This window comes from Nonomuraea sp. NPDC004186, from assembly GCF_053603495.1.
Genome location: NZ_JBSGFQ010000236.1, coordinates 1 through 7,844 on the forward strand (window position 1 = coordinate 1; position 7,844 = coordinate 7,844).

The 7,844-nt window shown below is 71.8% G+C and carries 10 protein-coding genes and 1 pseudogene; 7 read left to right on the forward strand and 4 right to left on the reverse strand.

The genetic code is table 11. From position 1 onward, the window contains the following. Nucleotides 1-173: 173 nt before the first annotated feature. Nucleotides 174-617, reverse strand: a complete 444-nt coding sequence (locus tag ACWEPL_RS64415) for a MarR family winged helix-turn-helix transcriptional regulator (protein ID WP_452442841.1) — start codon at nucleotides 615-617, stop codon at nucleotides 174-176. A 105-nt stretch (nucleotides 618-722) separates the two neighbouring features. Here ACWEPL_RS64415 and ACWEPL_RS64420 point away from each other — a divergent pair, with 105 nt between their 5' ends. Continuing rightward, nucleotides 723-2,108, forward strand: a complete 1,386-nt coding sequence (locus ACWEPL_RS64420; RefSeq protein ID WP_452442842.1) for an MFS transporter — start codon at nucleotides 723-725, stop codon at nucleotides 2,106-2,108. Further along, nucleotides 2,105-2,506 (forward strand): PPOX class F420-dependent oxidoreductase, encoded by a 402-nt coding sequence (locus ACWEPL_RS64425; protein ID WP_452442844.1) that lies wholly within the window; start codon nucleotides 2,105-2,107, stop codon nucleotides 2,504-2,506. The genes ACWEPL_RS64420 and ACWEPL_RS64425 overlap by 4 nt, the downstream gene beginning before the upstream one ends. Before the next feature lie 207 nt (nucleotides 2,507-2,713). Here the strand turns inward: ACWEPL_RS64425 and ACWEPL_RS64430 are convergent, their stop codons facing one another. Further along, nucleotides 2,714-2,899 (reverse strand): hypothetical protein, encoded by a 186-nt coding sequence (locus tag ACWEPL_RS64430; RefSeq protein WP_452442846.1) that lies wholly within the window; start codon nucleotides 2,897-2,899, stop codon nucleotides 2,714-2,716. Between ACWEPL_RS64430 and ACWEPL_RS64435 the strand changes: the two are divergent. Both ACWEPL_RS64435 and ACWEPL_RS64440 read left to right on the forward strand, forming a co-directional pair. After that, a pseudogene (locus ACWEPL_RS64435) lies at nucleotides 2,874-3,092 on the forward strand (helix-turn-helix domain-containing protein); the annotation flags it as partial. The gene ACWEPL_RS64430 and the pseudogene ACWEPL_RS64435 sit on opposite strands and share 26 nt — an antisense overlap. A gap of 170 nt (nucleotides 3,093-3,262) precedes the next feature. Then, the gene (locus tag ACWEPL_RS64440) at nucleotides 3,263-3,715 is read left to right on the forward strand and encodes an MmyB family transcriptional regulator (RefSeq protein ID WP_452442848.1); all 453 of its coding nucleotides are present in this window, start codon (nucleotides 3,263-3,265) and stop codon (nucleotides 3,713-3,715) included. A 194-nt stretch (nucleotides 3,716-3,909) separates the two neighbouring features. On the opposite strand, the gene ACWEPL_RS64445 is transcribed toward ACWEPL_RS64440, so the two are convergent. Further along, entirely contained in the window at nucleotides 3,910-4,818 is a 909-nt protein-coding gene (locus tag ACWEPL_RS64445; RefSeq protein WP_452442850.1) for an NmrA family NAD(P)-binding protein, read from the reverse strand. Nucleotides 4,819-4,912: 94 nt separating this feature from the next. Between ACWEPL_RS64445 and ACWEPL_RS64450 the strand changes: the two genes are divergently transcribed. Then, entirely contained in the window at nucleotides 4,913-5,497 is a 585-nt protein-coding gene (locus ACWEPL_RS64450; protein WP_452442851.1) for a TetR/AcrR family transcriptional regulator, read from the forward strand. On the opposite strand, the gene ACWEPL_RS64455 is transcribed toward ACWEPL_RS64450, so the two are convergent. Next, nucleotides 5,475-5,651 carry a hypothetical protein gene (locus ACWEPL_RS64455; protein WP_452442853.1) on the reverse strand — a complete coding sequence of 59 codons (177 nt, stop codon included), beginning with the start codon at nucleotides 5,649-5,651 and terminating at the stop codon, nucleotides 5,475-5,477. The genes ACWEPL_RS64450 and ACWEPL_RS64455 overlap by 23 nt on opposite strands. On the opposite strand from ACWEPL_RS64455, the gene ACWEPL_RS64460 reads away from it, so the two are divergent. Both ACWEPL_RS64460 and ACWEPL_RS64465 read left to right on the forward strand, forming a co-directional pair. Next, on the forward strand, nucleotides 5,622-6,071 hold the full coding sequence (locus tag ACWEPL_RS64460; protein WP_452442854.1) for a hypothetical protein: 450 nt from the start codon (nucleotides 5,622-5,624) through the stop codon (nucleotides 6,069-6,071). The genes ACWEPL_RS64455 and ACWEPL_RS64460 overlap by 30 nt on opposite strands. A gap of 368 nt (nucleotides 6,072-6,439) precedes the next feature. Continuing rightward, nucleotides 6,440-7,678: a glycosyltransferase gene (locus tag ACWEPL_RS64465; protein WP_452442856.1), complete on the forward strand. Its 1,239-nt coding sequence runs from the start codon at nucleotides 6,440-6,442 to the stop codon at nucleotides 7,676-7,678. Nucleotides 7,679-7,844: the final 166 nt, after the last annotated feature.

Here is a 7,844-nt window from a genome sequence, read left to right on the forward strand (position 1 = left end):
GATCCCGGAGGGCCAACCTCCATCACCAGCACAGCACCGCCTTCAGAAAGCACGACCTCCTACATCGCAACCTCCAACAGCGTTCGTGGCACACGGATCTCGACGTCCTTGTCCCGCGCGCCGTCAGGTGGGCCCTTGCAGGCCATCTTGTGACCTGCCCGGAGAAGCGCTCTCTAGCGGGTCTGCGCGAGCAGGATAGTCAAGGTGTCGGCGACCCGCAGCCTGTCCTCCCCCGGCAGGTCCGCGGCCAGCGCCTCCAGCCTGCTGACGATCTCCCCGTGCACCCGCACGGCTAGATCCTCGCCCTCGGGCGTCAACTCGACCCGGCACGCGCGCCGGTCGGCGCCGTCGCGCACGCGGCGGACCAGGCCGCGCCGCTCCGCCCGGTCCACCAGCCCGGTGAGGCTCGGCTTCTCCAGGTGCAGGAGCCTGCTGAGGTCCGTCATCCCGACCCCGTCGCCGCTCGTCAGCACGCATAGCAGTTGCGCCTGCTGCGGGGTGACGTCCCGCTCGCGGCTGACGTCGGCGAAGACGTGCTGCACCAGGTGCGACATCCGCACCAACGCCGCGGCGAAGCCCGGCCCGGGCCGCGCCCCGGCGTCCGTCGCGCTCTCCATCCGCACCTCCTGCCGCCGAGTGTAGTTGCGAACAGTTCGTACTCCAAACTATGTTGTTAGCACTACGAACTGTTCGTAGCGCTAATTATCTCTGGAGGTGAGACCATGCCGACATCCCCCCGGCAGATCGTGACGGCGCTCGTCACGACGGTCTTCGGCTACTCCCTGATGCAGACGGTCGTGGTTCCCGCACTCGGCCTGCTCACCCGCGAACTGCGCACCACACCGACCTGGTCGGCCTGGATCCTCAGCGCGTTCCTGCTGTCCAGCGCGGTGCTCACCCCGCTGCTCGGACGGCTCGGCGACCTGTACGGCAAGCGCCGCGTGATGGTCGGCGTGCTCGCCGCGTACGCCGTCGGCATGGCCGGCGCCGCGCTCGCCCAGGACATCGCCCAGCTCATCGCAGCCCGCGTCGTGCAGGGTGCGGCGCTGGCGGTGGTGCCGCTGTCGATGGCGATCCTGCGCGAGGCGCTGCCCAGACAACGACTGGCGTCCGCGATGGGCCTGGTGTCCGGCATCGTCGGCGCGGGGGCCGGAGCCGGGCTGGTGGTCGGCGGACTCCTCGCCGACCGGCTGTCGTGGCGCTACCTGTTCGTCCTCGGCGCGCTGCTGGCGCTGATCAGCCTGGGTATGGTCGCGCGATGGGTACCTCGCGGTGAGCACGCCGCCTCCGGCGGGCTCGACGTGCCGGGCTCGCTGCTGCTCGGCCTCAGCCTGGTCGCAGTGCTGCTCGCCCTCACCCAGGGCCCTTCGTGGGGGTGGTCCTCGGCGCCGGTGCTCGGCCTGTTCGCGCTCGGGGCGCTGCTCGCGGCCGCCCTGCTGGTCCTGGAGCGGCGCAGGAGTGACGCACTCATCGACGTCGCAGAGCTGACCGACCGGCCGATGCTGGCCACGCACCTGGCCGCGCTGCTGTTCGGCGCGGGGTCGTACTTCTTCTACGTGGCGATCCCGCTGTTCGCCCAGCAGCAGCCCGGCCCGGACGGGGCCGGCTTCGGCGCCTCGGTCACGGTCGCCGGCCTGCTGATGCTGCCCGGCATGCTGGCCATCATCCCGGCAGGCATGGCGGTCGGCCGGATCTCGGAGGCGTTCAGCTCCCGCTGGCCGCTGGCGATCGGGTTCCTGGCGATGGCCGCGGGATCGGCGCTGATCGCCTTGGCGCACGGCGCGTACTGGCATCACCTGGTGTTCTACGGGATGGTCGGCGCGGGGTCCGGGCTCGTCATGGGGGCGCTGCCCAAGCTGATCGCCGACATCGTGCCACCGGCCAGGACTGGCACCGCGAACGGGCTCAACAACATCGCCCGCACCGTCGGCGGCGTCGTCGGCAGCCAGCTCGCCGCCGCCGTGATCGCCTCCGGCAGCGGCGGGCGGGCCGTGGCCGTGCCCGACTCGGACTTCATCATCCTGTTCTGGCTGGCGGGAGGCGTGGCGGTCCTCGGGGTCGCGGTCTCACCGTACGCCGTGCGCGTCCTGCGGACGGTGCCGGCATGAGCATCTTCAGCGAACGCGAGCTGGCCTACCTGCGCGGCGAGCGGCTGGTGGGGCGCCTGGCCACCGTCGGCGCCAACGGCATGCCGCACGTGGTACCCGTCGGCTGGTCCCTCGACGAGACCGGCACGCTCATCGAGATCGGCGGGCGCAATCTCGCCCGCTCCAGGAAGTTCCGCGACGTCGCGCGCAACGGCCGCGCCGCACTGGTCATCGACGACGTGCTGCCGCCGTGGCGGCCGCGCGGTGTGGAGATCCGCGGAAACGCCGAGGCGATCGACGGCGACCGGCCGCTGATCCTTCTGCGCCCGGCACGGATCGTCAGCTGGGGCCTGCACAGCGGCGTCACCATCGAGGACACCTACCGCGTCCGCGCCGCAGGACAACCCGTCGACACCTGACTCATGGCCACGATCCGTGCCCATCGCCGAGGACCGGCGATCACTGCCCGCAACCGGCACAACGTTCCGTCGCCGGCTACCGCGCCTGCCTCCGGTGAGTGAATTCGAACGGAATCCGGCGCGAGTCGCGTTCGGCAGAGGAGAGCGGCGGCTCGCCGATCAGCGGAACCTCGGCAACGTCGGATCCCGTTCCAGTGGACCCCCGAGTCAGCCGAGCTTGAGCAGCACTTCGGTGAGCTCTGCCGACGTGGTGATCATGCAGTCGTGTCCCGTCTGCAGCTCCCATACCTGTGCCGGGCTGCCGTTGGGCTGTATCGCTGGGACGGGCCGCCGCTCGATGCCCTCCGGTACGCCGGCGACGCAGTGAATGTGGGTCCGCGGAATCGTGCGCACAGCTGGGTTGTCCAACCTTCTGGGTGATTGCGTACGCGCCCGCCGGGAGCTCGTCACTCCTGAACAGGCCGGCATCCCCTCCGTTGGCGAACGGCGCGTGCCGGGCCTGCGCCGGGAGGAGGTCGCGATGCTCGCCGGCATCAGCGCCGACTACTACCTGCGCCTGGAGCAGGGCCGCGACCGCAACCCCTCCGCGCAGGTCCTCGAGTCCCTCGCCCGCGTGCTGCAACTCGACGACGACGCGACGGCCTACCTGCTACGCCTCGGGGCGGGAAAACCCCGGCGGCGACGGCGGCGGCCCCGGAAGGAGACCGTCCCTCCGGCGTCGCCAAGCTCGTCGTCACGCTTCCGCTCCCCGCGTACGTGGAGGAGCTCTACTTCGACGTCCTCGCCGCCAACACGCTGGCCACCGCCCTGTCACCGCGACTCGTGGCTGGAGGCAACCGCCTGCGGGACGTGTTCCTCGACCCCGCCGAGCAGGCCCTCTACCCGGACTGGGAGCACGCCGCGCAGGGCATGGTCGCCGGCTTCCGCGAGTCCGTCGGCACCGACACCGATGACCCCCGATTCATCGAACTCGTCGGCGAGCTCTCCCTCGCCAGCCCTCACTTCAGCAGGCTCTGGGCCCGCCACGACGTGAACACGTGCGAAGGCACCCCCAAGCACATCGACCACCCCCAGGTCGGTGGCCCGTGGCTGAACCGGGAGAGACTGGGCGTCAGCGGCACGACAGGCCAGACGCTCGTCGTCCACCCCGACCACGGCACCGACAGCGCCGACAAGCTGGCGCTCCTCGCATCCGTCATGCGGACATGACCCCGCCAGTGCTCGGCCACCCGGCCGGGTGGCCGAACCCGATGAGATCTCCGAGGCGCTCCGCATCCTCGCCTGGCCGCCGTCGATGACGGCGGCGCGGTAGGCGCCGCCGGCCGTGAGGAGCCGTGACAGGGCCAGTGTCATGCGGCGGCAAGAGCCCGGACCGGGCGGGCACTCGACTGTCGCTCAGTGGGTCATGCCGCGGGCCGCAGGTGCTGCCGCGCCCATTCCTCGAAGCTGGTCAGCCGGAGGCCGAGGTCCCTGGCGTACTGGGGCCGGGCCGGCTGGCCGGCAACGTTCAGCCACTCGTGCGAGCTGCCCATCGCCGGCATGCCGGCGGCGAGTGCCTGCTCCTCGGTCATGTCCGGCGCGGACAGGGGGGCGCCCAGCGCGCGGGAGAGGATTGTGGCGATCTCCGTCATCGGCAGATAGTCGCTCGCCAGTTCCAGTTCGACCCCGTCGAAGCGCTCCGGCGTGGCGATGGCCGCGGCGGCCGCCCTGCCGATGTCGTCGGTAGCGACGAGGGACAGGCGGGTCTGCGGCTTTATCACGCTCACCAGGCCGCCCGCGACGCCGCGCGGGAACAGGAACGCCATGGACGGCAGGAAGTTGTCCATGAAGAAGGCCGGCTTGAGGATCGTCCAGTGGGGAAAGCCGGCTGTGCGGACGCGCTCCTCGATCGCGGCCTTGGCGTTCAGCGGGGCCGCCACCACCTCCCGGCCGGGGGCGTCGGTGTGGCGGCCGGCGCCGCTGGTGGACGTGTGCACGAACTGCGGCACTCCCGCGGCCTTCGCGCCTTCGATGAGGTTGACGGCCTGGGCCACCTCATCGTCGAAGTCGAAGCCGCGGGTGGTCAGCGGGGCCATCTGCACGGAGAAGACGGCGCGGGCGTCCTTGGCGGCCCGGATCACCGATTCGCGGTCGTGGAGGTCGCCGGTGACGAGTTCGGCGCCGAGCGCTTCGACGGCTCTGGCCCGGTCGGTGGCCGGGTCGCGGACCAGGGCGCGGACGGGGACGCCGGCCGCGCGCAGGGCGCGGGCGGTGGCGCCGCCCTGTCTGCCGGTGGCGCCGATGACCAGGACGGGCGCGGATGGTGCGGGCATGGTGCTCCCTAGGGCAATAAACGGCGGGGCCCGCCGCTTTCTGTGCGATACGATACGGCGGGCCCCGCCACTTAGCAACACTGGAGATGACGCCATGCCCGACCGCCGGCGCGCGGACGCCCGGCGCAACTACGCCCGCATCCTCGCCGTGGCCGAGGAGGAGGTCGCCGCGCACGGCGCCGGAGCCTCCCTGGAGCAGATCGCCCGCGTGGCGGGGGTGGGCTCGGCCACCGTGCGCCGCCACTTCCCCACCCGCCGCGCGCTGCTGGAGGCGGTCTCCCACCAGCGGGTCGAGTCCCTGTGCGCCCGCGCGAACGAGCTGGCGGGCGAGGGCGACAGCCGCGCGGCGCTCCTGAGCTGGCTCGGTGACGTCGTCGCCTACTGCGTCGCGGCGCGAGGGCTGGCGGCGGCCCTGTCCTACGAGGGAGCCGAGCCCGGCTCGGTGCATGAGAACACCTGCTCGGCGATGATGGAGAAGGCGGGCGATCAGCTGCTGCGCCGTGCCGTGCGGGACGGCGTGGTGGCGGAAGGCGTCACCGTCGCCGACCTGATCGCGCTGATCGTCGGGATCGTCCTCGCGACTGAGCACCATCCCGATCCCGCCGCCCGGGCGGAGCGGCTGTTCCGGCTCGCGGTGGCGGGCCTGAGCCCGCAGGTCAGCGCAGCTCGGCGCGCATGACCGGCGCCACCTCGGCGAAGAAGCGCTCCAGGTGGCCCCGCGTGGTGGCGGCGTCGGTGAAGAAGCCCTCGAAGCCGACGGCGCGCAGGCCGCCGCCGAGCAGGCCCGCACCGAAACCGCCACGGTGCGCGCGCAGCTTGAGGCTGCCGAGCAACGCAACACCGACCTCACCCAGCAGGTGGTCCAGGCCCGCCGCGCGGAAAGCGAGGCCCGCAACCTCGTGGCGGTCCGCAACAGCCGGATCGAGGCCGCCGAACGCGAACGGGACAACGCGCGCGCCGAGCATCGCTCAGCCGAACAGCGCGCCGAACAACTGCAGACGAACCTGAACCTGCTCCTGCAGAGGCTCCTCTCCCCCGCCGCCGACCCCGTCCCCCGCCGAACCCGACCCGGCCGGATGATGACCGACGGCGGAAGCACACCACCGGGCCGCGGGTGCCATCCCGACCACTCCAACGCCGAGCACGGACAACGGCATCACGCGCGTGGCCTGCCGGACGCCCGGCCGCGGGAGGAATTCACCTGGGCAGGCAGGCGGCTCGTCGCGTCCCTCACCGATGTGAGCGCAGTGTGACGACGGGGACGGCGCGCCGTGATGCTCTGTGTCCGGAGCGGCGATAGCCAGCCCGGCTACTCCGGACACGCCGCTGCCCAAGGTCCACTGGCCGCCACGCTGTGGGCCAGTGCCTCATGCCCTCCACCCGTGTCCCTGCGACCAGCCTCAAAGTAGCTGTGCGTAGTTGTGGTTATCCACGGGCTGCCGCACGATCATGGCGAGATGGAGGAGGCCACCTACTGGACGGCGAAGCAACAAAGGCAAGGGGAATATCCACTCCCTGCCACTACCAACCTATAGCGCATGGGGGGACTTGCCACAAGGCCCCAGTCGTACCGCACAATCGCCCTTCGACACCGGAACGCACGGAGATCGGGGACTGCGGAATGCGCGTTGTGTTGGTGACCTACGGGTCGCGCGGGGACGTCGAGCCGATGACGGGGCTGGCGGTGCGGCTACGGGCGCTGGGCGCCGAGGTGCGGGTGTGCGCGCCGCCGGACTTCGCGGAACTGCTGGACGATGTCGACGTGCCGCTGACTCCCCTCGCCTGGCCGATCCGCGCGCTGGCAACGGGGGCGATCCCCGGAAAGGCGAAGGCGGGCCTGTCCGACATCTCCGCCGAGCTGACCGCCATGGCCTATGAGACGGTCGCCGGGGTGGCCGAGGGCTGCGCCGCGGTGGTGGCCACCGGCTCGTTCCCGGCCCTGGCCGGTACGCGCACGGCGGCCGAGAAGCTGGGCGTGCCCTATGTGTTCGCGTCCTTCTCCCCGTGTTACCTGCCGTCGGCGCATCACCCGCCTCTCCGCCGGCCGGGCCAGGTGATCCCCCCTGAGGTGACCGACAACAGAGGGCTGTGGGACCTGCACGCCGAGAACATGGAAGCCCTGTTCGGCGACACGATCAACACCCACCGGGCCTCGATCGGCCTGCCGCCGGTGAGCGGCGTCCGCGACCACGTCTTCACCGGCCACCCGTTCCTGGCGGCCGACCCGGTCCTGGGCCCGTGGCAGGAGACGCCGGAGCTCGACGTGACGCAGACCGGCGCGTGGATCCGGCCGGACGGGCGCCCGCTCCCGGCCGGTCTGGAGGCGTTCCTGGCCGCCGGTCCAGAGCCGGTGTACGTGGGCTTCGGCAGCATGCTGGTGCGGGGCGCGAACGCGCAGGAGGTCTCCCGGTCCGTCATCGAAGCGGTCCGGACGCAGGGTCGCCGCGTCCTGCTCGGGAGCGGCTGGGCTGACCTGGCCCTGATCGACGACCGGGACGACTGCTTCGTCGTCGGCGAGGTCAACCAGCAGGCGCTGTTCCGCCGGGTGGCCGCGGTCGTGCACCACGGCGGCGCGGGCACCACGACGACGGCGGCCCGTGCCGGGGCGCCGCAGGTGATCGTGCCTCAGGTCGCGGATCAGCCGTACTGGGCGGGCCGGGTAACCGAGCTGGGCATCGGCTCGGAACACGACGGTCCGACACCGACCGCCGAGTCCCTGTCGGCCGCGCTCCAGATCGCCCTGGCCCCCGAGACCGGTGCCCGCGCGGCCGACGTGGCCGAGACGGTCCGCACCGACGGGGCGGAGCAGGCCGCGAAGCTTCTGCTCGACATGATCGGCCGGAGCGGGTCCGCAGGCTGATCCCCGGAGGTCACACAGGTAGGCACCCCGCCGGTTTGCGCGTGCCCGCGGCCGCGTCGGGCACGACGAGCATCGGAACTGTGATTCTTGACCTACGGCCCGGTTGGGCCTGCCACGCTCGACGCCGGCACTTGATATGACCCACATTCGGAACTGGCGCCTGGTA